The organism is Allobosea sp. TND4EK4 (genome assembly GCF_900156025.1).
GTDB lineage: Bacteria > Pseudomonadota > Alphaproteobacteria > Rhizobiales > Beijerinckiaceae > Allobosea.
In genome coordinates this window covers 13,892-35,904 of sequence record NZ_FTMO01000018.1, presented here as the reverse complement: position 1 = coordinate 35,904, position 22,013 = coordinate 13,892, and the positions used below count along the sequence as shown (strand labels likewise).

At 68.6% G+C, this 22,013-nt stretch carries 24 protein-coding genes; 9 read left to right on the top strand and 15 right to left on the bottom strand.

The window, feature by feature from the left end:
* Nucleotides 1-3: 3 nt before the first annotated feature.
* The 3 genes from BW981_RS18760 (at nucleotide 4) to BW981_RS18750 (ending at nucleotide 2,938) form a co-directional block, all read left to right on the top strand.
* Nucleotides 4-1,026 (top strand): zinc-binding dehydrogenase, encoded by a 1,023-nt coding sequence (locus tag BW981_RS18760; RefSeq protein WP_076442006.1) that lies wholly within the window; start codon nucleotides 4-6, stop codon nucleotides 1,024-1,026.
* 101 nt (nucleotides 1,027-1,127) lie between these two features.
* Nucleotides 1,128-2,108 carry a lipid A biosynthesis lauroyl acyltransferase gene (locus BW981_RS18755; protein WP_244560374.1) on the top strand — a complete coding sequence of 327 codons (981 nt, stop codon included), beginning with the start codon at nucleotides 1,128-1,130 and terminating at the stop codon, nucleotides 2,106-2,108.
* 68 nt (nucleotides 2,109-2,176) lie between these two features.
* On the top strand, nucleotides 2,177-2,938 hold the full coding sequence (locus BW981_RS18750) for a DUF1223 domain-containing protein (protein ID WP_076442003.1): 762 nt from the start codon (nucleotides 2,177-2,179) through the stop codon (nucleotides 2,936-2,938).
* An 8-nt stretch (nucleotides 2,939-2,946) separates the two neighbouring features.
* Here the strand turns inward: BW981_RS18750 and BW981_RS18745 are convergent, their stop codons facing one another.
* From BW981_RS18745 to BW981_RS18735, 3 genes are all read right to left on the bottom strand, one after another.
* The gene (locus BW981_RS18745; RefSeq protein WP_083712481.1) at nucleotides 2,947-3,552 is read right to left on the bottom strand and encodes a TPM domain-containing protein; all 606 of its coding nucleotides are present in this window, start codon (nucleotides 3,550-3,552) and stop codon (nucleotides 2,947-2,949) included.
* Complete coding sequence (locus BW981_RS18740) at nucleotides 3,552-4,322, bottom strand: TPM domain-containing protein (RefSeq protein ID WP_244560373.1); 771 nt, start codon at nucleotides 4,320-4,322, stop codon at nucleotides 3,552-3,554. The genes BW981_RS18745 and BW981_RS18740 overlap by 1 nt, the downstream gene beginning before the upstream one ends.
* Nucleotides 4,323-4,404: 82 nt before the next feature.
* A complete protein-coding gene (locus tag BW981_RS18735; RefSeq protein ID WP_076442000.1) occupies nucleotides 4,405-5,007 on the bottom strand; it encodes a LemA family protein in 603 nt (200 codons plus the stop codon).
* Nucleotides 5,008-5,133: 126 nt separating this feature from the next.
* Here BW981_RS18735 and ggt point away from each other — a divergent pair, with 126 nt between their 5' ends.
* Entirely contained in the window at nucleotides 5,134-6,879 is a 1,746-nt protein-coding gene (gene ggt / locus BW981_RS18730; RefSeq protein WP_076441999.1) for a gamma-glutamyltransferase, read from the top strand.
* Between the two features lie 25 nt (nucleotides 6,880-6,904).
* On the opposite strand, the gene BW981_RS18725 is transcribed toward ggt, so the two are convergent.
* The 3 genes from BW981_RS18725 to BW981_RS18715 form a co-directional block, all read right to left on the bottom strand.
* The gene (locus tag BW981_RS18725) at nucleotides 6,905-7,390 is read right to left on the bottom strand and encodes a hypothetical protein (RefSeq protein ID WP_076441997.1); all 486 of its coding nucleotides are present in this window, start codon (nucleotides 7,388-7,390) and stop codon (nucleotides 6,905-6,907) included.
* 7 nt (nucleotides 7,391-7,397) lie between these two features.
* Nucleotides 7,398-8,630, bottom strand: coding sequence for a dual-specificity RNA methyltransferase RlmN (gene rlmN / locus BW981_RS18720; RefSeq protein WP_076441996.1), 1,233 nt, complete (start codon nucleotides 8,628-8,630; stop codon nucleotides 7,398-7,400).
* Between the two features lie 128 nt (nucleotides 8,631-8,758).
* The gene (locus BW981_RS18715; RefSeq protein WP_083712479.1) at nucleotides 8,759-9,358 is read right to left on the bottom strand and encodes a hypothetical protein; all 600 of its coding nucleotides are present in this window, start codon (nucleotides 9,356-9,358) and stop codon (nucleotides 8,759-8,761) included.
* A gap of 189 nt (nucleotides 9,359-9,547) precedes the next feature.
* Between BW981_RS18715 and BW981_RS18710 the strand changes: the two genes are divergently transcribed.
* Complete coding sequence (locus tag BW981_RS18710) at nucleotides 9,548-10,522, top strand: NADPH:quinone oxidoreductase family protein (RefSeq protein WP_076441994.1); 975 nt, start codon at nucleotides 9,548-9,550, stop codon at nucleotides 10,520-10,522.
* A gap of 7 nt (nucleotides 10,523-10,529) precedes the next feature.
* On the opposite strand, the gene BW981_RS18705 is transcribed toward BW981_RS18710, so the two are convergent.
* Complete coding sequence (locus tag BW981_RS18705; RefSeq protein WP_076441992.1) at nucleotides 10,530-10,904, bottom strand: YkvA family protein; 375 nt, start codon at nucleotides 10,902-10,904, stop codon at nucleotides 10,530-10,532.
* Nucleotides 10,905-11,083: 179 nt separating this feature from the next.
* Between BW981_RS18705 and BW981_RS18700 the strand changes: the two genes are divergently transcribed.
* A complete protein-coding gene (locus tag BW981_RS18700) occupies nucleotides 11,084-11,869 on the top strand; it encodes an SDR family NAD(P)-dependent oxidoreductase (protein ID WP_076441990.1) in 786 nt (261 codons plus the stop codon).
* 2 nt (nucleotides 11,870-11,871) lie between these two features.
* On the opposite strand, the gene BW981_RS18695 is transcribed toward BW981_RS18700, so the two are convergent.
* From BW981_RS18695 to ftsY, 4 genes are all read right to left on the bottom strand, one after another.
* Nucleotides 11,872-12,585: an RES family NAD+ phosphorylase gene (locus BW981_RS18695; protein ID WP_076441988.1), complete on the bottom strand. Its 714-nt coding sequence runs from the start codon at nucleotides 12,583-12,585 to the stop codon at nucleotides 11,872-11,874.
* Nucleotides 12,582-12,992 carry an MbcA/ParS/Xre antitoxin family protein gene (locus BW981_RS18690; RefSeq protein ID WP_210188699.1) on the bottom strand — a complete coding sequence of 137 codons (411 nt, stop codon included), beginning with the start codon at nucleotides 12,990-12,992 and terminating at the stop codon, nucleotides 12,582-12,584. Before BW981_RS18690 ends, BW981_RS18695 begins: the two co-directional genes overlap by 4 nt.
* A gap of 70 nt (nucleotides 12,993-13,062) precedes the next feature.
* Nucleotides 13,063-13,707 carry a septation protein A gene (locus BW981_RS18685; RefSeq protein WP_244560376.1) on the bottom strand — a complete coding sequence of 215 codons (645 nt, stop codon included), beginning with the start codon at nucleotides 13,705-13,707 and terminating at the stop codon, nucleotides 13,063-13,065.
* Entirely contained in the window at nucleotides 13,707-14,903 is a 1,197-nt protein-coding gene (gene ftsY, locus BW981_RS18680) for a signal recognition particle-docking protein FtsY (protein WP_076441984.1), read from the bottom strand. Before ftsY ends, BW981_RS18685 begins: the two co-directional genes overlap by 1 nt.
* 155 nt (nucleotides 14,904-15,058) lie before the next feature.
* Between ftsY and BW981_RS18675 the strand changes: the two genes are divergently transcribed.
* Entirely contained in the window at nucleotides 15,059-15,718 is a 660-nt protein-coding gene (locus BW981_RS18675; protein ID WP_244560375.1) for an RluA family pseudouridine synthase, read from the top strand.
* Between the two features lie 6 nt (nucleotides 15,719-15,724).
* On the opposite strand, the gene BW981_RS18670 is transcribed toward BW981_RS18675, so the two are convergent.
* From BW981_RS18670 to BW981_RS18655, 4 genes are all read right to left on the bottom strand, one after another.
* Nucleotides 15,725-16,021, bottom strand: a complete 297-nt coding sequence (locus tag BW981_RS18670) for a 4a-hydroxytetrahydrobiopterin dehydratase (protein WP_076441980.1) — start codon at nucleotides 16,019-16,021, stop codon at nucleotides 15,725-15,727.
* The gene (thpR, locus tag BW981_RS18665) at nucleotides 16,018-16,590 is read right to left on the bottom strand and encodes an RNA 2',3'-cyclic phosphodiesterase (RefSeq protein WP_076441978.1); all 573 of its coding nucleotides are present in this window, start codon (nucleotides 16,588-16,590) and stop codon (nucleotides 16,018-16,020) included. Before thpR ends, BW981_RS18670 begins: the two co-directional genes overlap by 4 nt.
* 149 nt (nucleotides 16,591-16,739) lie before the next feature.
* Nucleotides 16,740-17,795: an NADP(H)-dependent aldo-keto reductase gene (locus tag BW981_RS18660; protein WP_076441976.1), complete on the bottom strand. Its 1,056-nt coding sequence runs from the start codon at nucleotides 17,793-17,795 to the stop codon at nucleotides 16,740-16,742.
* 82 nt (nucleotides 17,796-17,877) lie between these two features.
* On the bottom strand, nucleotides 17,878-18,516 hold the full coding sequence (locus BW981_RS18655) for an arylesterase (RefSeq protein ID WP_139333849.1): 639 nt from the start codon (nucleotides 18,514-18,516) through the stop codon (nucleotides 17,878-17,880).
* A gap of 156 nt (nucleotides 18,517-18,672) precedes the next feature.
* Between BW981_RS18655 and BW981_RS18650 the strand changes: the two genes are divergently transcribed.
* Together BW981_RS18650 and BW981_RS18645 are read left to right on the top strand one after the other, a co-directional pair.
* The gene (locus BW981_RS18650) at nucleotides 18,673-19,389 is read left to right on the top strand and encodes an ABC transporter ATP-binding protein (protein ID WP_076441975.1); all 717 of its coding nucleotides are present in this window, start codon (nucleotides 18,673-18,675) and stop codon (nucleotides 19,387-19,389) included.
* A 2-nt stretch (nucleotides 19,390-19,391) separates the two neighbouring features.
* The gene (locus BW981_RS18645) at nucleotides 19,392-21,977 is read left to right on the top strand and encodes an ABC transporter permease (RefSeq protein ID WP_076441973.1); all 2,586 of its coding nucleotides are present in this window, start codon (nucleotides 19,392-19,394) and stop codon (nucleotides 21,975-21,977) included.
* Nucleotides 21,978-22,013 lie beyond the last annotated feature (36 nt).

The following is a 22,013-nucleotide window of genomic DNA, read 5'->3' as shown; positions in this document are numbered from 1 at the left end:
CGCATGCGCTCTCTCCAGCTCCATGGCGACCGTGACCTCCGTCTCGAGGAGATCGATCCGCCGCCGCCGCCGGCTCCCGGCGAGGTGCAGATCCGCATCAAGGCGGTGGGCCTCAACTATCTCGACCTCTGGGGCTTTCGCGGCATGGCCTTCGCCAAGCGCAAGATGCCGCAGGCGGCGGGCGTCGAAGCGGCCGGCGAGATCGTCTGCGTCGGCGAGGGAGTCGAGGGCTTCGCGCCGGGTGACGTCGTCACCGCCTATGGCGCGGATACCTGCGGGCACTGCAAGGCCTGCCGCGAGGGCCGCGACAATCTCTGCGAGAACGTCGCCGGCATCATGGGTTTCCACATCGATGGCTTTGCACGCGAGTTGCTCAACCGCCCGGCCCGCCTGACCATCAAGGCGCCGAAAGGCGTCTCCTTCGAGGATGCCGCCTGCGCGCCGATCGGCTTCGGAACGGTGCAGCACATGCTCTTCGACAATGCCAGGCTGGAGCCTGGCGAATCGGTGCTCGTCCATGCCGGCGGCTCCGGCATCGGCACGGCCGCCATCCTGATGGCGAAGGCGATCGGATGCACCGTCTACACCACCGTGGGTGACGACGAGAAGGGCGCCAAGGCCAAGGCGCTCGGCGCCGATCATGTCATCAACTATCGCGAGGACCGCTTCGAAGGCGTGGTCCGCAAGCTCACCGGGCGCAAAGGCGTCGATGTCGTCTTCGAGCATGTCGGCGCCGATACCTGGAACGGCTCGCTGCTCTGTCTCAAGCGCGGCGGCCGCCTCGTCACCTGCGGCGCGACCTCGGGCCCCTCGGCCACCATCAACCTGATGCAGCTCTTCCAGCAGCAATACCGCATTACCGGCTCCTTCGGCTGCCGCATCGAGAACATCGCCCAGTCGCTGGAGAAGATGGCCGGTGGCATGAAGCCGGTGATCGATTCGGTGTTTCCGCTCGCGGAATTCGAGAAGGGACTCGCCCGCATCGAAGGGCGCAAGGTGTTCGGGAAGGTCGTCATCGCCTTCTGAACGGGCCGCAGGCTTGACGCGAGGCCCATCCTGCCCCAGATCGCGCCCTTCGGGCCCGGACTTGCTGCCGGCACGGGCGAGACGGGACTGACCAGACGGTGTTGAGACAGGCCAAGGCCCTCGCTGCGCGCATCGGCGCGGCGATCACGATCGGTGCGATCCGCGCACTCTTCGGATTCCTGCGCCTGCTGGGCCCCGATCGCTCCAGCGACCTCGGCGGCTGGCTGCTCAGGACGGCGAGCCCGCTGATCCCGGTCAACCGGGTCGCGCTGGCCAATATCCGGGCGACGTTCCCCGGCATGCCCGACCGGGAGGTCAAGCGCATTGCGCGCGCGGCCTGGGAAAACCTCGGTCGCGTCGCCGCCGAATACGCCCATCTCAAGGACATCTTCGACTACGACTACCACAACCCCGACCGGCCCTCGCGCGTCGAGGTCACCGGCATCGAGCACTTCATCGCGCTGAAGGACGACGCAAAGCCCGGTCTGATCTTCTCGGCCCATCTCGCCAACTGGGAGCTGCCGGCGATCTGCGCCGCGACCTACGATCTCGAGACCACCGCCGTCTTCCGCGCGCCGAACGACCCGGCCATCGCTGCGATCGTCCACGAGATCCGCTCTGGCGCCATGGGCGGGCTCGCAGCCGCAAGACAGGGCGCGGCCTTCGCCATGCAGGGCGTGCTGGAGAATGGCGGCCATCTCGGCATGCTGATCGACCAGCATTTCACCCGCGGCGTGGTCGTGCCTTTCCTCGGCCGGCCCGCCCTGACGAACCCGATCCTCGGCAAGTTCGCCAGGCGCTTCGAATGCCCGGTTCACGGCGTGCGCGTCATCCGCCTGCCGAATCGCCGCTTCCGGATCGAGCTGACGCCGCCTCTCGACCTGCCGCGCGACGCCGCCGGAGAGATCGACGTGCGCGGTGCCATGGCCATGATGACGGCGGTGGTCGATGGCTGGGTCCGGGAATATCCCGAGCAGTGGTTGTGGATGCATCGGCGCTGGCGCCCCAATATGATCCCCGCCGATGCGCTGGCGGCCTTCGATCACAGCCCTGCGACGGTGCCTGTCTTCAAGGCAACGTGATTTCCATCTGAGGGGCTTCGGGGGCTTTGGTAACCGCGGACCAACCCTTCCCTGCCAGAGTGAGCCCCATGCTCTCCGCCCGACGCCACATCGCCCTGACGATTGCGACCTTCGGCCTGGGTCTCGCGGGCGCCTGGGCGCAGCCGGCCAAGGATCCGCAGGCGGTGATCGAGCTCTTCACCAGCCAGGGCTGTTCCTCCTGCCCGCCGGCCGATGCACTGGTCGTCGAGCTGTCGAAGAACCCCGCGATGATCGCGCTGACGCTGCCAGTGACCTATTGGGACTATCTCGGCTGGAAGGACACGCTCGGCAAGGAGGCTTTCGCCAAGCGGCAGAAATTCTACGCCAAGGCCCGCGGCGACGGGCAGGTCTACACGCCGCAGGTCGTGGTCAACGGCACGGCCCATCTTGTCGGCTCCGACAAGGAGGAGATCGAGAAGGCGGTTCGCCAGATGACGCCATCCGGCCTCGCTGCCCATGTCGCGCTGAAGCAGGAGGGCGGCAGCCTCGTCATCGCCGTCTCCCCCTCCGGGGCGGCCGAGGAGCGGACGGCCGGAATCTGGGTGATGCCGACCACCCGCCACGCAACGGTCCCCGTGACCCGCGGCGAGAACCAGGGCAAGACGCTGTCCTACGCCAATGTCGTGCGCAGCATGGTCAGGGTCGGCGACTGGACCGGCAAGACGGCGACCGTGACGGTGCCCATCGGCGCGACGCAGGCGCCGGAAGCGGATGGCTATGTGGTCGTCGTCCAGGCCGACCAGCCGGGCAAATACGGCATGATGCCGGGCCCCGTCCTCGGTGCCGCGCGAGGCCTGCCGGCGCCCTGAGGTGCGTCCTACAGCAGGATGACCTTGTTCGGCAGCTCGTCGACGTCGCTCGGTCGCGGCGGGACATGCTCCGCCAGCAGGGCACCGGCCGCATCCACCGCCGCGATCAGACCTTCCGTCAGCCGCTCCTCGCGCGCCGCCGTGATCAGCGGCTCGATGATGGCTTCCCAGCGCCCCGCATCGACCAGGCCATCGATACCGCTATCCGCCACGACCTCGGCATAGCGCTCCTGCAGCGCGACGTAGAGCAGGACTCCGGTGCGTCCGCTGGTGCGGGTCAGGCCCCGCGCGACGAACTCCCGCAAGGCCGCATCATGCGCCCGGCGCCGCTTGACGAAGCCCGGCACGAACCGTCCGCCGCGCCCGTACCAGAGCAAGCCCGCCAGCAGCGCGGCGGCACAGATCAGCTGGATCAGGAAGATGCGCTGGGCGCTGGCCATGGTGAGCGCGATCAGCGGCCAGGGCACCAGCAGCGCCAGCGTCAGGGCCAGCACCACCGGCACCGTGCGATAGCTCGACGCCGCCCCCTCCACCACCACGACGATCTCGCCTGCGGTGCGGCTCTCGGCGCGGCGGATGGCTTCCGCGATCGCATCCCTGTCGGCAGCGTCCATCACCAGCTCCCCGATGCCCCGCCGCCTCCCGACGAGCCTCCGCCTCCGGAAAATCCGCCACCGCCGGAGCTCCAGCCCCCTCCGCCGCCACCCCAGCCGGAACCGGAACCCCAGCCCGAGCCGGAACTCGGCGGCAGCACGATCCAGCGGCCGTCCCGGGTGCGGTGGCGCTGCACGCCGCTCTGCCGCGACAGGCTGCGCAGGAAGAGGACGATGAAGAAGAAGATGAGGACGATGGCGATCACCACCGCGATGTCCTCGGCCGGCGAGCTCTCGTTGCTGCGGATCTCGGCCCGTCGCTGCCATTGCTCGGCATCGCCGGTCAGGATGCTCAGGATCGCATCGGCACCGGCCTCGATCCCACCCGCGAAATCGCCGCTGCGGAACTTCGGCGCGATCGCCGTCGAGATGATGACGCTGGAGAGCGCATCGGTCAGCGCGCCTTCCAGCCCATAGCCGACCTCGATCCTGACCTTCCGCTCGTTCGGCGCCACCAGCAGGAGCACGCCGTTGTTCTTCGCCTTCTGCCCGAGCTGCCAGCGGCGGAAGAGGCCATTGGCGAAATCCTCGATCGTCACCCCCTGCAGCGAAGGCACCGTCGCGACCACGACCTGGTCGGAGGTCTTGTCCTCATGCGCCTTGAGCTTGTCCTCGATGCGCTGGCGCGCTTCGGGCGCGATGATGTTGGCCCCGTCGACGACGCGGCCGGTCAGGGCAGGATAGGTCGGATCGGCAGCGAAAGCCGGAAGCGCCCAGAGCAGGACAGCCAAGAATGCGGAGACTCGACGCAGGACCCCTCTCCCGACCGGGAGAGGAGTTCTGGGCGCCTTGTCCTGCAAGGTGGTCACGAGCTTAGAACTTCACGCTCGGCGCCCGGTCGGCCCCCGCCGTTGCGGCGAAGGTTTCCATCGGCTTCGCGCCCCAGACGAACTTGGCCCAGATCACGCCCGGGAAGGTCCGAATCTCGGTGTTATAGGCCCGCACGGCCTCGATGTAGTCGCGCCGCGACACCGCCACCCGGTTCTCGGTGCCCTCGAGCTGCGACTGCAGGGCGAGGAAGTTCTGGTTCGATTTCAGCTCCGGATAGCGTTCGACCGTGACGAGCAGTCGGCCCAGCGCGCCGGTCAGCTGGTTCTGCGCGTCCTGGTATTCCTTGAACTTCACCGGGTCGCTGATGGTCGAGGCGTCCACCTTGACCTGAGTCGCCTTGGCACGCGCCTCGATGACGGAGGTCAGCACGTCCTTCTCCTGGGCCGCGTAGCCCTTCACGGTCTCGACGAGATTGGGAATGAGGTCGGCACGCCGCTGGTACTGGTTCTGCACCTCGGACCAGGCCGCCTTGGCCCTCTCCTCCAGCGTCGGCACATTGTTGTAGCCGCAGCCGGCGAGGGCCAGACCGACGAGTCCAAGGACGAGCCAGGCAAGCGGGCGGCGAAGCTGGACGGTAAACGACATGCCGAAACCCCTTTTGGCAACGTCAGGCAAAACACGATTCGGACCTTACCCGCGCAAGGCCGGGCCTCCAAGCTGGCAGCCTGCGACGTTTGCGCTATCGTGCCGATCCGACCGGAGAGCTTCGCCATGCGCCGCCATGCCTTGCTGCTGTTGCCCGCCCTGCTGCTGGCGAGCCTCGCCTGCCAGGCTCCGGCTCTCGCGCAGATGCAGGCGGCACCGGAAGCGGCGACAGGCCGCAGCGTCCGCAGCCTGGGCACGGCCCAGCGATACATGGCCGCCGCCGCCAACCCGCTCGCCGCCTCGGCGGGCCGCGAGATCCTGCGGGCCGGCGGCAGCGCGGTGGATGCCGCCATCGCCGTCCAGCTCGTCCTCAACCTGGTCGAGCCGCAGAGCTCAGGGATCGGCGGCGGTGCCTTCCTCGTCCATTGGGACGAGGCCGCGCGCAAAGTGACGACGCTCGACGGTCGCGAGACCGCCCCCGCTGCCGCGAAACCCGACCGCTTCATGAAGGACGGCAAGCCGATGCCGTTCCGCGAGGCGGTGGTCGGCGGTCGCTCGGTCGGTGTGCCGGGCACGCTCAAGCTGCTGGAAGAGGCGCATCGGCGCTGGGGGAAGCTGCCCTTCGCCGATCTCGTCGCCCCCGCCCTGAAGCTCGCCGAAGAGGGCTTCCCGGTCTCGCCGCGTCTCAATGGGCTCCTTGCCCGCGAGAAGGACCTCCCCAAGAACGCCCTCGCCGCGGCCTATTTCTACGAGCCCGACGGAAAGCCCAGGGCGGTCGGCACGATTCTGAAGAACCCCGCCTTCGCCGCGACGCTTCGCGCCATCGCGGCAAAGGGTGCCGACGCCTTCTACAAGGGGCCGATCGCCGAGGACATCGTCGCGACCGTCACCGGCCATCCGTCCAATCCCGGTGACATCGCGCTCGCCGATCTCGCCGCCTATCGCGTCGAGGAGCGCGAGCCTGTCTGCGGTGCCTATCGTGTCTGGCGGCTGTGCGGCATGGGACCGCCCAGCTCCGGCGCCGTCGCGATCCAGCAGATGCTCGGCATCCTGGAAGGGCAGGATTTGCGCCGCATGGGCCCGGGCGCGGAGGCGGCCCACTGGTTCAGCGAGGCGGGCCGCCTCGCCTTCGCCGACCGCAACCTCTATCTCGCCGATCCCGGCTTCCTGAGCGTGCCGGTCACGGGGCTGATCGACCGCGACTATATCCGCTCCCGCGCCCTGCTCGTGAACCCCGAGCGCTCGATGGGCCGCGCCAAGGCCGGCGACCCGCCCAACAAGCGGGCGGGCCTGCTCGCCCCTTCGGACGGCATCGAGCACGGCACCAGCCACATCTCCATCGTGGATGCGGCCGGCAATGCCGTGGCGATGACCACGACGATCGAGGACGGCTTCGGCTCGCGCCTGATGACCAAGGGCGGCTTCCTGCTCAACAACGAGCTGACCGACTTCAACTTCGCTCCTGAGGAGGACGGCAAGCCCGTCGCCAACCGTGTCGAGCCCGGCAAGCGGCCGCGCTCCTCGATGGCGCCGACGCTGGTCTTCGACGCCTTCGGCCGGCTCTACGCCGTGGTCGGCTCGCCCGGCGGCAGTCAGATCATCGGCTATGTCGCCAAGTCCCTGGTCGCTCTGCTCGACTGGCGCATGGATCCGCAGCAGGCGGTCGATTTCGGCAATTTCGGCAGCCGCAACGGCCCGACAGAACTGGAAAAGGGCACGGAAGCGGAAGCCTGGAAGGCAGCCCTCGAGGCGAAGGGCCACGAGGTCCGTCTGCTGGAGATGACCTCCGGCACGCAAGCGATCGTCAAGACGCCCGAGGGCTTCCTGGGCGGCGCGGATGGGCGCCGGGAAGGCGTGGCGATCGGCGACTGAAGCCCCGTCCCGGGCCCGCCAAGGCTCACGCCCCGGTCAGCGCCCGCTCCCCGCCCGCGCCGCGCCCGGCGATCAGCCAGTAGACGAAGCCCGCGACGACGCCGACCAGGAAGAGCCCGGAGATGATCTGGAGCTCGGCCTGGCTCGGCGCCCGCGACAGCCTGAGCATGGCCAGCGGCAGAAGCGCCGCCAGCAGACCGGCCAGCCCGCTCTGGATCAGGCCGCTGCGCAGCCGGAACAGCTCCGAGCCGATCGCGACGATGACCACCGGCGCGACGATGATCGCGAAGCCCAGTCGCGTGACCATGGCGAAGGCCGCCTGGGCGGCGGGCGTCGGGTCGATGCCGCTATCGGCGAGCCCGAACAGCAGGTCGAGCAGCCGCTCGATGCCGCCGCCGATGGTCAGCGCGACGGCCGGCGAGGCGACGCTGGCCGCGCCCAGTGCGAGCAGCCCCGCTCCCATGGCGACGAGGCAGGCGAAAGGGATCAGCAGCAGCCAGCGCAGCGCCAAGGGAGGACTACTCCGCCGCGACGGCGGGGGCGGGCTCGGCGGGCTGCTCCTGCTCCAGCATCAGCCGGGCGCGGGCCGAGAGCTTCTCGGTCTCGCTCTTGAGCTGCCCGCAGGCGGCGAGGATGTCGCGCCCGCGCGGCGTGCGCACCGGCGAGGCGTAGCCGGCGCGGAAGACGATCTCGGAGAAGCGCTCGATGCGGTCCCAGTCCGAGCACTCGTATTTCGTTCCGGGCCAGGGATTGAACGGGATCAGGTTGATCTTGGCCGGGATGCCCTTGAGCAGCCGCACCAGCTCACGCGCCTCGGCGTCGGAATCGTTGACGCCCTTCAGCATGACGTATTCGAAGGTGATGCGCTTGGCGTTCGTCAGGCCCGGATAGGTCCGACAGGCCTCCATCAGATCCTTGATCGGGTACTTCTTGTTGAGCGGCACCAGCTCGTTGCGCAGCTCGTCGCGCACCGCATGCAGCGAGATGGCCAGCATCGTGCCCATCTCCTCGCCGAGCGGGCCGATCTGCGGGACGACACCCGAGGTCGAGACGGTGATGCGCCGGCGGCCGAGCGAGAGCCCCTGGTCGTCAGCGATGACGTCGATGGCGTCGCGCACCGCGTCGAAATTGTAGAGCGGCTCGCCCATGCCCATGAAGACGATGTTGGTGACGAGGCGCCCGCCATCATTGGGAACGAAGGCGCCTTCCGGCGGCTTGCGGTTCGGAAAATCGCCGAGCCCGTCGCGCGCCACCATCAGCTGCGCGACGATCTCCTCGGTCGTGAGGTTGCGCACCAGGCGCTGCGTGCCCGTGTGGCAGAAGGTGCAGGTCAGGGTGCAGCCGACCTGGCTGGAGACGCAGAGCGTCCCGCGATCGACTTCGGGAATGTAGACGCACTCGATCTCGGCGCCGCGGTCATGCGGGCCGGTCGGCGGCATGCGCATCAGCCATTTGCGGGTGCCGTCGGTCGAGACCTGCTCGGCCGTGACCTCCGGCAGGTCGAGCGAGAAGCGCTCGGCAAGCTGCGCCCGCAGGCCCTTGCCGATCGTCGTCATCGCCTCGAAATCGCGCACGCCGTAATGATAGACCCAGTTCCAGAGCTGGCCGACGCGCATGCGCCGCTCCTTCTCCGGCACGCCGATCTCGGCCAGGGCCTGCGCCATGCCGGCGCGCGTGCGGCCGACCAGCGAGGGCCGCCGCAAAACGGGTTCGGCCGCCGGAGCGGTCATCGGGGAAACGGCAAGGGACATCGGAAAACTCTGCTCGGATCGGCGCCCATGGCGCCCGTCGATGGCAGGGCCATAGCATATTTGGCGCCCAAAGCGAAGCGGCGGCCTAAAGGCCGCCCGCTCGACGTCTCACAGTGGCCGCGGCCGCTTTACTTGCAGGCGTCGTCGGCCTTCTTCAGCACCTGGCTCATGCCCGCAAGCGAGTATTTATCGCTGGTCGGATTGCCGCGCTTCGAATGGGCCTTGATCTCCAGCCCGGCGCCCTTGCGCATCGCGTCGAGCATGCGCGGCTCCTCGGCCGGGTTCTTCAGCCACATGTTCTTGCCCTTGGCGACCAGCGCGAAACGCTCGGCACCGATCACCGCCTGATGCTCGACGCCTTCCTTGACGTCGAAATTCATCACGAAACTGATCTCGTTGCGCACGCCCTCAGCCGGGCGGTTCGAGATGAAGAGCAAGCCCTCGACATCCTTGAGATTCGCCGGCGAGCGCGTCTCGGCCTTCGACAGGGCGTAGCAGACCTTGGAGCGGCCCTGCTGGGAGGAGAAGGCCTGCCATTTGCCCGCCGTCTCCAGCAGCATCGCCTGGCCCTGTCCGGCGCTTGCCGGGGCGGCCGAAGCGGCGGCCGGCTTCGGCTTGGCCGGTGCGGCGGTGGCGGTGGACGCAGCGGTCGCGAACGCGGCCAGAAGGCCGAGCCCGGCGACGCGGAGACGGATGGCGGCGGACGGAGAAAGGAATGAGCTGCTCATGGACCGCCATCAGTCACGAAAAATCTTAACACCGCGTTTACCACGTCGCTGTCGATGCGCTCGCGCGGGCCGGCGGCATAGAGTGTCACGATCCTGGCGAAAATACGAATGGCCGCGACCAAGGGAGCGGTTCCGGCAAGCGGCGCGCCATGGCAGGATTCCGCTCGCCCACCGGACGATGGAGACCCGATGAAGGCGCTGCTCTGCCACCATCACGGCCCTGCCGAAGACCTCGCGCTGGCCGAGCTGCCCGATCCTGCGCCGGGGCCGGGCGAGGTCGTCGTCGCGGTCAGCGCAGCGGCGCTCAATTTCTTCGATACACTGATCATCCGCGGGCGCTACCAGACCCGGCCAGCCTTCCCCTTCTCTCCCTGCGCCGAATGCGCCGGCACCATCGCCGCGATCGGCGAGGGCGTCACCGGCTGGCGGATCGGCGAGCGGGTCGCCGCCTGGCTGGGTTATGGCGCCGCCCGCGAGAAGGTGGTCGTGCCGGCGCAAGCGCTGGTGCGCGTGCCGGACCAGCTCGATGACGCGCAGGCAGCCGGGCTCTTCGTCACCTATGGCACCGCCATGCACGGGCTGATCCAGCGCGCCCGGCTCAAGGCCGGCGAAACGCTGGCCATTCTGGGCGCCTCCGGCGGCGCGGGACTGGCTGCGGTCGAGATCGGGGCATTGCTCGGCGGCCATGTCATCGCCTGCGCCTCCTCGGGCGAGAAGCTGGCCCTCGCCCGCGAGCACGGCGCGCACGAGATGATCGACTACGCCGCGGAGGATCTCCGCGCCAGCCTCAAGCGGCTGACGGAGGGCCGCGGCATCGACGTTCTCTACGACCCCGTGGGAGGCGAGCTGGCCGAGGCGGCCCTGCGCTCCATGGCCTGGGAGGGGCGCTATCTCGTCGTGGGGTTTGCCGGCGGCGAGATTCCGAAGATCCCGCTCAACCTGCTGCTGCTCAAGGGCTGCGACCTGCGCGGTGTCTTCTGGGGCGAGTTCGTCAGGCGCGAGCCCGCCGCCCATCGCCGGAACATGGAACGTCTGCTGGACTGGGCGGCCGGCGGCCATATCCGCGCCCATGTCCATGCCCGCATCCCGGTCGAGCGCTGGATCGAAGCCTATGCGCTCATCGGCGAGCGCAAGGCGAAGGGCAAGGTGGTGCTGACGTTCTGAAGGCCGTTCAGAGGTCTGCCAGAGCCTGCCGGGCCTGATCGCGATGCTCGGGCCTGATCGAGCCGGCGACAGCGGCGATCGCGGCGGCGATCACGGCAGCATCGTCGGTGAAGCCGACCAGCGGCATGATGTCGGGCAGCGCGTCGAGCGGCAGCACGAAATAGCCGAGCGCGGCGAGCAGCGTCAGCCGCACGCGCCGCGGCGTCTGCGGATCGCGCGTGCAGAACCAGGCCGCCAGCAGGTCCTCGGCGAAGGGAATGCGCTTGGCGACACGCTTCAGCCGGCTCATGAAGTCGGAGCCGAATTTCGCCTCGTCGCGCAGGCTCGCCCGGATCGCCGCTATCTCCTCGCGGCTGAAGCGAGAGCTGAAACCCTGGCTCATTCCCATTCTACTCCCTTGCTCATGGCGGATGACATGATCGTGCGGCCTGTCTTGGCGCGCCATGTCGAAAGATGGTTTCGGGGCAAAGCTGCACAAGAGGCTCCGCCCAAAACCCGCTTTCGCGGAGCTGCCGTGCCGCTTAAACCCTTCTGCAACGCAAGAGCTCCGGGAAACGCGCCATGAAACTCGATTCTTCCCTGTCGGCGATCGTCACCGGCGGCGCCTCCGGCCTCGGCGAGGCGACGGCCCGGATGCTCGCCGCCCAAGGCGTCAAGGTTGCGCTGCTCGATCTCAACGCCGAGCGAGGAGAAGCCGTGGCGAGCGAGATCGGCGGGCTGTTCTGCAGCTGCGACGTGACCAGCGACGCCTCGGTCGAAGAGGCCCTGGCCAAGGCGAGCGCGGCTCATGGCGTCGCCCGCATCGTCGTCAACTGCGCCGGCATCGCGCCGGGCCGCCGCGTCGTCTCGAGGAAGCGGGATACGGGCGAACTCGTCGCCCACGACATGGCGACCTTCGAGAAGGCGGTCGCGATCAATCTCGTCGGCACCTTCCGGGTCATCGCCAAAGCCGCTGTGGCGCTCGCCGCGCTGGAGCCGGTCACGGCGGATGGCGGCCGTGGCGTGATCGTCTGCACCGCGTCTGTCGCGGCCGAAGACGGCCAGATCGGCCAGGCGGCCTATGCTGCCTCCAAAGCCGGCGTGGCCGGGATGACGTTGCCGATCGCGCGCGACCTTGCCTCCCTCGGCATCCGCATCGTCACGATCATGCCGGGCCTGTTCGAGACACCGATGTTCGCGGGCCTGCCCGAGGATGCCAAGGCCTCGCTCGCCGTCTCGGTGCCCCACCCCTCGCGCCTCGGCAAGCCGGAGGAATATGCCGCGCTCGCCCGCAGCATCATCGAGAACGACATGCTCAACGGCACCGCGATCCGCCTCGACGGCGCGCTCCGGATGGCGCCAAAATAGGGTCAGACGATCCGGTAGACCGCGCCGGCGCTGCGGTCCCGGTAGAGGTCCACCCGTTCGCCGTTCCAGTGATAGTCGAGATGCCGCCCCTGCACGGGATGGCTGGCGAGATCGGGGTGAAAAAGCCCGACGCAGTCACCGCCCGCGCAGCGGACGCTCGGATAGACGACACCCTCGGAGCCGCCGGCCCGCAAACTCCGGCCGAGCCGCTGGCTCTCCCGATAATCGCCCGGCGCGAGCACCGGCGCGATCTTGTCGGCATCGCGGCGCAGGTCGTGCAGCGAGCCGTCGACGTCGAGCACGATCTCGCGGAACTGCGAGGTCCAGCCGGGCGGCTGGGCCGTCGCCGCCATGAATCGCGCGTGATGGTGGACCGTTTCCAGCAATGCCACCTCGAAACGGTCGCCGGCATAGAGCACGCCGAAGGTTCCGTCCGAGAAGCGGCTCGGCCGGTCGGGGCTGACATGGGTAAAGGGGGCCATCAGCCAGCTTGCGCCCGGGCCCGAGACACGCCGCTCGAGCGGCACCAGATCGAGCTGGCCGATCGTCTCCATCAGGCGCGGGTTGGTTTTCTGCTCGGCCGCGATCAGCAGTGGCCAGTCGGCTGGGTCGGCGATATCCTCGAACAGGTCGATCGGCGGGAAGATGCTGCGGATGATCCGCACCGCACCGCGCCATTCCACCTGCGCGACCGGCAGGCTCGCCGGATCGATCACCAGGCGCCCCGCTCGGCGTCGAGCAGCCGGCGCACCCGCATCAGGTCGGTGAGCTCCCCGCCCAGCATGACCTCGAGTGCCGACCGGCCGCCGAGATCGCCGTTCGGCCGCCTGATCCAGTCATAGCCGCGCTGCGGCTCGCTGAAGATCAGGCGCAAGGCCTTGTGAATGCCCATCAGGTTGGAGAGCCGCGCCTTGCCGTCGCGCGAAATCCGTCCGACCTGCCCCGCTTTCCAGCGCGCATAGGTGCGGGCGGGCAGGTCGATCAGGACGGCCGCCTCCTCGTCCGTGATCCGCCAGAGGCGGAACAGGTTGACCGCCGCGCGAAACATCGCGGCCGCCTCCCCGTCCGTGATGGGATCGGGGACAAAATTGCGATGGGCCGTTTCGACCGGCAGCAAGGCCATCAGCAGTCGCTATCCATTTGGCATAAAATGGGGCAATACCAGCCAAATGGCAACAGGTGGGCGGAGAGGCCTATTCCCCTGTCTTCGCAGGCTTGATCTCGTGCTGCAGGATCAACGGCGTCTGGGCGAGAGCAAACAGCATCGTCAACGGCATCACCCCCCAGACCTTGAACGCGACCCAGAAATCCTGTGTCTGCGTGCGCCAGACCACCTCGTTCAGCGCCGCCAGCACGAAGAAGAACAGGCCCCAGCGGAAGGTGAGCTTGCGCCAGCCCTCCTCGTCGAGCTGAAGCACGGTCTCCAGCACCAGCGACAGCAGAGAGCGGCCGAAGAAAAGCCCGCCGAGCAGGACGCAGCCGAACAGCGCGTTCACGATGGTCGGCTTGACCTTGATGAAGAAGGCGTCGTCCAGCGCCAGCGTCAGCCCGCCGAAGACGGAGACGACGACCGCGTTCACGATCGCCATGCGCGGCAGATAGCCCATCAGCGCCCGCGACAGCACCAGCGCCACCAGCGAGGCGCCGATGAAGATGCCGGTGGCGACGAAGATCCGCCGGTCCTCGGCGACATGGAACAGCCGGTCGCCATAGGAATTCGCGAAGAAGAAGATCGCCAGCGGTCCGAATTCGAGCGCGAGCTTGAGCAGCGGGCTGACCGTCCTGCCTTTCGCCGCCTCGACCGGGATCTGCTGGGTGGTTTCGCTCGCCCCATCGATCACGCTGCTTCTCCCAATCCTGCCACGGCCCGGGCGAAATCACGCGCCGAGAAGGGCTCCAGATCCTCGACTCCCTCGCCGACGCCGATGAAATGCACCGGCAGGCCGAACTGCGCCGCCAGCGCCACCAGGATGCCGCCGCGCGCCGTCCCGTCGAGCTTTGTCATTACCAGGCCCGTCACGCCTGCCGTCGTCCGGAAGGCCTCGACCTGGCTGATCGCGTTCTGGCCGACGGTGGCATCGAGCACGAGCAGCGCCGCATGCGGCGCCGTCGCGTCCTGTTTGCGGATCACCCGCACCACCTTGGCAAGTTCGTCCATCAGCCCCTGCTTGTTCTGAAGGCGCCCGGCCGTGTCGACCAGCAGCACGTCGGTGCCGTTGGCCTTCGCCTTCTGCAGCGCCTCGAAGGCGAGGCCGGAGGCATCGGCACCCTGCTGGCCGAAGACGACCTCGGCACCGGTGCGCTCGCCCCAGACACGCAGCTGCTCGATCGCAGCGGCGCGGAAGGTGTCGCCCGCCGCCAGCATCACCGACTTGCCCTCTGCACGGAATTTCGCGGCGAGCTTGCCGATCGTCGTGGTTTTGCCCGAACCATTGACGCCGACCATCAGCACGACGAACGGCTTTTTCGTGGCGTCGATGGGCAGCGGGCGCGCCACCGGCGTCAGGATCGTCTCGACCTCGCGGGCCAGGATCGCCTTCACCTCGGCCGGGTCGATCTGCTTGTCGTAGCGGCCTTCGCCCACCGCCTTGGCGATGCGCGCCGACGTGGCGAGACCCAGATCGGCCTGGATCAGGATGTCCTCGAGATCCTCCAGCGTGCCCGCGTCGAGCTTGCGCTTGGTGAAGAGGTCGGTGATGCCGGTCGTCAGCGCGGACGAGGTGCGCGACAGCCCCTCGGTGAGGCGTCGCCACCAGCTCCGCTTCGGTTCGGCGGCAGGCGCGGCGGGTTCGGCGGCGACCTCGGGCGGGGCCGGCGCCGCGGCCAACGGTGCAGGGTTTTCGGGCGGAAGCGGCGGCGCCGTGTCGGGTAGGCCGGCCGGCACGCCAGGCGCGGTGGCATCGGTCACCTCGGGCTTCGGCCCTTCGCCCGGCGGAAGAACCTGCTCCGGCGCCGGCGCAGGTTGCGCCGGCTCGTCCTCGCGGCCGAAGAGCTTCGAAAGGAAGCTGCGCTTTTTCGGTTCGGTCTCGCTCATCGCTGTTCCATCTTCGGTTCGGCGGATCCTGGCTTGCGCCGCCGGGCCGGTATCGCTAGCGCAATGCCATGGCGCAGACGGACCGACCAGAGAATTCGAAGCCGCAGGAGCCTGTCGAGACCGATCTGCCGGTGCCGCTGCTGTATCGCGACGCCATGATGCTCGTGCTCGACAAGCCGGCCGGGCTGCCGGTTCATCGCGGGCCGCAGGCCAAGCGACGCACCATTCCCGTCCTGACGGATCATCTCGACGCCTTGCGCTTCGGCTTGCCGCGCCGGCCGGAGCTGGCGCATCGGCTCGACAAGGATACCTCCGGCTGCCTCGTCCTCGGCCGGCATCCCCGTGCGATGGCCGAACTCAACCAGATGTTCCGCGACGGGCGGATCGACAAGACCTACTGGGCGATCGTGCAGGGCGGCCCCGAGGCGGAAGAGGGTGTGATCGATCTGCCGCTCGCACGCCGCTCGCCCGAGCGCGGCTGGTGGATGAAGGTCGACCCGGCCGGTCTGCCCTCCCAGACGCGCTACCGCGTGCTCGGCCGCGGCGAGCTGGACGGCGCGCCGATCGCCTGGCTCGCCATGGAGCCGCTGACCGGCCGGACCCATCAGCTGCGCGTCCACTGCCAGGCCTCCGGCTGGCCGATGCTCGGCGACGAGATCTATGGCGAGGCCCCGCGCGAAGGCGGCCCCGGCCTCCAGCTCCATGCCCGCTCGATCACGGTGCCGCTCTACAAGAAGCGCGATCCCATCGCGGTGGAGGCCCCGCCGCCGCCGCATATGCTGGCAGCCCTTCGCGCCTGCGGGTGGGACGGCTGATCCGGCTCAGCTCGCCAGCGCGTCCATCGCCCGTGCCAGCTTGACGTCCAGTTCGGTCAGCCCACCCGCATCATGCGTGGCCAGCGTCACCGTGACGGTGCGGTAGATGTTCGACCATTCAGGGTGATGGTTCATCGTCTCGGCCCGCAAGGCGACACGCGTCATCCAGCCGAAGGCCTCGTTGAAATCGCGGAAGACGAAGCGCTTGGTGATGGCCTCGCGGCCTTGCGCCGGCTTCCACCCGGTCAACGTCGCCAGCGCCTCCGCCTGCGCTTCCGGCGAAAGGCGCTTCGGTCGCGTCATCTGCGCATCTCGCGCGGCAAGCGGTTCGGATAGGAGAGCCCGAGCGGATAGGCGGCTTCCAGCACATAGGGGCCGCCACCGACCGAATCGCGGGAGGACATCAGCGCCACGCGGCGCGCCGGGAAGACGATCGGCCGGACGATTGGATGCAGGCTCAGGTGATGCGCGACCTCGGCGGGCGCGGTGTCGCGCAGCCGGGCCAGCGTGACGTGCGGCACGAATTTGCGCCCCTCCGCCGGCAGCCCGATCCGGCGCATCTGCCGTTCGATATCGGCCTGCAGCTCGGTCAGCGGCTTGCTCGGCTGCACGCGGGCATAGACCGCGCGCGGCTTGTCGCCGCCGAAGCTGCCGAGCGAATCGAGCGCAATGTCGAAGGGATAGGCCGAAACGTCCGCCAGCATCTGGTCGACATCGTTCGCCGTGCGGCGGTCGACATCGCCGAGGAAGCGCAAGGTGACGTGATAATCCGGTGGCTCGATCCAGCGCGCCCCCGACAACCCGCCGCGATGCAGCGTCAGTTCGGTCGCGACCTCGGCGGGAATTTCCAGAGCGATGAACAGCCTCGGCATGACGCGATTCCTGCCAAGAGAATGTGACTCTGGCGAGACGGTAAGCGGGAAGCCGGCTCATGGAAACCGGGCATCGCCGATGATGAGCCGGCCAGGGTGGCGTCATCCCCGGGTTGAAGCCGCGTTTCGCCCGGGAATGACCGCGAGAGCTAGGGGCAGGGATTGCCGACCAGCTGGTGGACAGCGTCGATCTGCGCCTCCACATCGGCAGGCAGCTTGACGTCGATCGAGGCGATGTCGGTTTTCAGCTGCTCCATCGAGGTCGCGCCGATGATGCTGGCCGTGACGAAGGGGCGGCTGTTGACGAAGGCGAGCGCCATCTGCGCCGGATCGAGCCCGGCCTGCCGCGCGATCGCGATGTAGCGCCGCGTCGCCTCCTCGGCCCCGGGGCCTTCATAGCGCTGGCCGCGATTGAACAGGCTGGTGCGGGCGCCGGCCGGACGCGCGCCGTCGAGATATTTTCCCGTGAGGTAGCCCTGCGCCAGCGGCGAATAGGCCAGCAGCCCGACCTGCTCGTGCAGGGCGATTTCGGCGAGATTCGTCTCGAAGGTCCGGTTCAACAGGTTGTAGGCGTTCTGGATCGACTGGGCGCGTGGGGTACCGCGTTGTTCCGAATCGGTGACGAAGCGCATCGTGCCCCAGGCGCTCTCGTTGGAGAGGCCGAGATGGCGGATCTTGCCGGCCTTCACCAGTTCGCCGAAGGCGTCGAGCTGCTCCGGGACCGAGGTCTCGTCCTCGGCCTTCTGGTAGGCGGCAGCGCCGAAGCGGGTCGGGTTGGAGCCCCAGGGCATCGGCCGCTCGGGGAAATGGATCTGGTAGAGGTCGATATAGTCGGTCTGCAGCCGCTTCAGGCTCTTATCGACCGCCTCGTTGATCTGCTTGCGGGTCAGGCGGGTCGGGCTCTGATCGTCCCGGAACCAGGTGTTGCCGCCGCGTCCGCAGACCTTCGAGGCGAGGATGATCTTGTCGCGGTTTCCGCGCGCCTTGAACCAGCTGCCGATGATCCGCTCGGTCGCCCCTTGCGTCTCCGGCCGGGGCGGGATCGCATAGAGTTCGGCAGTATCGAAGAAGTTCACGCCCTGTTCGACGGCGTAATCCATCTGGGCGTGGCCCTCGGCCTCGGTGTTCTGCTCACCCCAGGTCATGGTTCCCAGGCAAATGACCGACACATCGAGATCGGTGCGGCCGAGACGGCGGTAATCCATGGCGAAGCAACTCCGGAAGCGGGCCGGCCGGCCGCGATGCAAGAATCAGGGGATACGCCGGAGCGGAGAGCCCGCTGGCAGATCAGGGTTTGGCGGGCAGCGTCGCGATGAAGCGCTCGACCGATGGCAGGATGTTGCGGACGATGACCTTGACGCCCTCGGCCGTCGGATGAAGCCCGTCTGCCTGATTGAGCGCCTTGTCGCCGGCGATGCCCTCCAGGAAAAAGGGGTAGAGCACCAGTCCGTATCTCTGCGCAAGCTCCGGAAAGATCGCGTCAAAGCGGCGCGTATACTCGGCGCCGAGATTGCGCGGCGCGTACATCCCGGCGAGCAGGACAGGGATGTTCCGCGCCTTCAGCCGCGTGACGATCGCCTCCAGTGCCTGTCGCGGCAGCGCCGGGTCGATGCCGCGCAGCGCATCGTTGGCACCGAGCTCGAGGATCACCCCATCCGTCCCGTCCGGGACCGACCAGTCGAGCCGCTCGAGCCCGCCTTGGGTGGTATCGCCGGAGACGCCGGCGTTCACGATGTCGACAGCGACGCCCTTCTCGCGGAGTGCCTTCTCCAGGACGACGGGGAAGGCTGCGCTGGCCGGCAAATTGTAACCGGCTGTCAGTGAGTCGCCGAGGGCCACGAGCTTCAAGGTGCGTTCTCCCGCATTCGGGGCCGGATTCTGGGCCTGCGCGGCGGCGAAGGGAAGCGCCAGCACCAGCAGGTTCATGCCCACGACAAGCGCGAAAAACCGTCGCAGCGATTGGACAACCGGCCGCAAGCGCCCATATCGGCTCGGACTGGGCGCCACCCCACCGGCTCTGCCGGGCGGGACTGAGAGGTCTGTGTCGATCATCATGCAGGGTGAAGTCGGGATCATGACGCGATGAATCAAGCCGCCGCCCAAAGCTCCCCGGCGATCGAGCTGCGCGACGTCCATCTGAGCCTCGGGCGCGGCCCGGCCCGGGTCCATATCCTCAAGGGCGTCTCGGTGTCGCTGGCCGATGGCGAGGCAACCGGCCTCGTCGGGCCCTCCGGCTCCGGCAAGTCGACGCTGCTGATGACCATGGCGGGGCTGGAACGGCCCGATTCCGGCCTTGTGAAGGTGGCGGGACAGGACCTCGGCGCCCTCGACGAGGATGGCCTCGCCTTGTTCCGCGGCCGCCATATCGGCATCGTCTTCCAGTCCTTCCATCTCGTCCCGACCATGACGGCGCGGGAGAACGTCGCGCTTCCGCTGGAACTGGCCGGTTCACCGGACGCCTTCGCCCGCGCCGAGGCCGAGCTGCGCAATGTCGGGCTCGGCCACCGCATGGACCACTACCCGGCGCAGCTTTCGGGCGGCGAGCAGCAGCGCGTGGCCATCGCGCGCGCCGTCGCGCCGGACCCGGCGATCCTCGTCGCCGATGAGCCGACCGGCAATCTCGACGAGACCACCGGCCGCTCGATCGTCGACCTGATCTTTGCGCTGAAGCGCGAGCGCGGCGCGACGCTGGTGCTCGTCACGCACGACCTTGCCCTGGCGGCGCTGTGCGAGCGCACGGTGCGGCTGCGCTCCGGCGTGATCGAGCCCGAAGATGCCGGTGCGGTCGCGGTCGCCTGACGATGCATGCTCCCCTGAGGCCGACCGGCCGCCAACCCGCCCGCTCCCCCGGCATCGGCCTGTCGCTGCGGCTCGCCTTGCGCGACCTGCGTGCGGGCCTGCGCGGCTTCGGCGTTTTCATCGCCTGCCTGGCGCTCGGCGTCATGACGATCGCCGCCGTCGCCTCGGCCTCGCGCGGGCTGACCGAGGGCCTGGCCCGGGAAGGGCGCCGCATCCTGGGCGGCGATGCCAGTTTCAGCCTGATCCAGCGCGAGGCGAACCCGCAGGAGCTCGCCTTCCTGTCGGCGCGCGGCACCGTCTCGGCCATCGCCACGCTGCGCGCCATGGCCAATGCCGGCGAGAAGGGGTCCGCGCTGGTCGAGATCAAGGCCGTCGACGGCAGCTATCCGAGCATCGGCACACTGGAAACCACCCCTCATGAAGCGCTTTCCGGCCTGCTCGCCGCACGCGACGGCCATTATGGCGCCGTCGCGGACCCGATCCTCTTCGGCCGCCTCGGGCTCAAGCCGGGCGATATCGTCACCGTCGGCACCGCCCGTATCCAGCTTCGCGCCGAACTCGTCGCCGAGCCCGACAAGATTGCTGCCGGCGTTGGATTCGGCCCGCGTCTCCTGATTTCGCAGGAGGCACTGCGCGCCACAGGGCTGATCCAGCCCGGCAGCCTCGTGCGTTGGACCTATCGCCTCGGCTTGCCGGCGACCGCGGCGACCGATGCGGACCTGAAGCGCCTCATCGCCGATTCCGGCACCCAGCAGCCCGATGCCGGCTGGGAAATCCGCTCGCGCGACAACGCCGCGCCGAGCTTCCAGCGTAATCTCGAACGCTTCACCCAGTTTCTGACGCTCGTCGGCCTCACTGCGCTGCTGGTCGGCGGCGTCGGCGTCGCCAACGCGGTGCGCCGCTTCGTCGCCGCCAAGAAGCTCGACTTCGCCACGATGAAGGCGGTCGGCGCCACCGGCGGCCGGGTCGTCGCGATCCACCTGGCCGAGGTGATGCTGGTCGCAGCCATCGGCACCGCGATCGGCCTCGTGCTGGGGGCCGCGGCCCCCTTCGGCCTCGGCGCGCTGCTGCAGAGCATCCTGCCCGTTCCCTTCGAGCCGACGCTGGCGCCGGCCGAGCTCGCCATCGCCGCGCTCTACGGGTTGCTGACCGCCCTGGTCTTCGCGATCCTGCCGCTCGGGCGAGCCCATGACGTGCCGGTCTCGGCCCTGTTCCGCGACCAGGTCGAACCCGATCCGCGCCGCCCGCGCGCGATCTACCTCGCCATCTGCCTGCTGGCGCTCGCCGGGCTCGTCGGCGTCGCGCTCGGCTTCGCCTATGACAGGCGCATCGCACTGATCTATATCGGGGCCATGCTCGGCGTGTTCGTGCTGTTGCGCGGCGTCTCGGTCGGTCTGATGGCGTTGGCGCGCCGCCTTCCCCGCCCCCGCCGCCCTGCGCTGCGCATGGCACTTGCCAACAGCCATCGGCCCGGCGCGTTGACACCCTCGCTGGTGCTCTCGGTCGGGCTCGGCGTCTCGCTGCTGACGGCGCTCTCCTTCATCGACGTCAGCCTGACACGCCAGCTCACCGGCGCGCTGCCCGACAAGGCGCCCGGCTTCTTCTTCCTCGACATTCCCAGCCGCGATTCGGCTCGTTTCGACGCCTTCCTGGCGCAGGAACGGCCGGGCGCCGCTGTCGAACGGGTCCCTATGATGCGTGGACGCATCCTGCGCGTGAACGACGCCCGGGCCGAGGACATCAAGGCCAGCGAGCAATCCGCCTGGGTGCTCGATGGCGACCGCGGCATCACCTATGCAGCGACCGTTCCCCAGGGGTCGCGAATCACGGCGGGCGAGTGGTGGCCGGCGGACTACAAGGGCGAACCGCTCGTCTCCTTCGACGCGCAGAATGCCGAGGGCATCGGGCTGAAGATCGGCGACCGGCTGACCGTCAACGTGCTCGGCCGCAGCATCACCGCCCGCGTCGCCAATCTGCGCACCATCGACTGGCGCTCCTTCGGCATCAACTTCGTGATGGTGTTCTCGCCCAACACCTTCGCCGGGGCGCCGCATACCGATCTTGCCACCGTCACCGCCTCCCCGAATGGGGCCGGCTCCACCGACGCCGTCCTGATGCGGCGGCTCGCCACCGAGTTCCCGGCCGTCACCGCCGTGCGGGTGAAGGATGCGCTGGAGGCGGTCAACACCATCGTCCAGCAGCTCGCCATGGCGATCCGCGGCGCATCGGGCCTCGCCATCGCCGCCAGCCTTCTCGTCCTGGGCGGAGCGCTGGCCGCCGGGCAGCGGGCGCGGCTCTATGACGCGATGATCCTGAAGACGCTCGGAGCGACCCGCCGCTTCATACTTTCGTCGTACGCCCTTGAATACGCGGCGATCGGGTTCGTCGCGGCGCTTTTTGGCGTCATCGCGGGCGCCGCCACCGGCTGGGGCGTCGTCACCAAAGTGATGCGGATCGAATTCGTCAGTGATCCGACGGGCGCACTACTGGCCGCGACTGCCGCAATCGGCCTTACCGTTCTGTTCGGCCTCGTCGGCACGCTAAGAATACTGTCGAAAGCGCCCGCTTCTCATCTCAGAAATCTCTGAGGACACTCTTTGAGCCGACAGCGATAGACATTAAAA